Below are 580 nucleotides of genomic sequence, written 5' to 3'. Positions count from 1 at the left end.
TGCCATACTCAAACCAAAGAGCAGCTACGTAACATCGTGTCGTCACGTAAAGCGCAGGTGTTGAACATGAAATTAACCGCCGAGAAGCAAATTGTCGCGGCGCATTTTGAAGCTGGAGAAGCATGGAAAGCAGGAGCAACGGAAGAAGAAATGAAGCCGATTCTCCAAGATATTCGCCATGCGCAATGGCGTTGGGATTATGCGATCGCCTCTCACGGTGTTCACATGCACGCACCAGAAGTGGCGCTGGAAGTTCTTGGTACCGCAGTTGATCGCGCCGCCGATGCTCGTACTAAATTGGTACGCTTACTGGCAACAAAAGGCGTTACTGAACCTGTTCCAATTCCAGATATCTCGACCAAAGCAAAAGCCCAAGAAGCTTTAGGAATGGATATGGAAAAAATGAACGCGGATAAAAAGCACTTCTTAGACACCGTTGTGCCAGATTGGGATAAAGCAGCGGCCGAACGAGAAGCAACCTATTAGTCAAATCGAAAATAGGATTCGACACCTATGATGCAACAACAAAGGGCGCGTTCTGCGCCCTTTGTTTTCATCAGTTCATTCTAGTCGAGGTACA

At 47.8% G+C, this 580-nt stretch carries 1 protein-coding gene; it reads left to right on the top strand.

Annotated elements, in window-relative coordinates; all coding sequences use genetic code 11:
* The coding region (locus R7R78_RS28195) for an ammonia-forming cytochrome c nitrite reductase subunit c552 (RefSeq protein ID WP_225474859.1) at nucleotides 1-486 on the top strand (486 nt) is incomplete at its 5' end.
* Between the last annotated feature and the right edge of the window lie 94 nt (nucleotides 487-580).

The sequence above is a fragment of the Vibrio sp. 2134-1 genome, from assembly GCF_033339495.1.
Note: the sequence above shows the minus strand (reverse complement) of the source record. Positions and strands in the feature narration are given on the sequence as shown.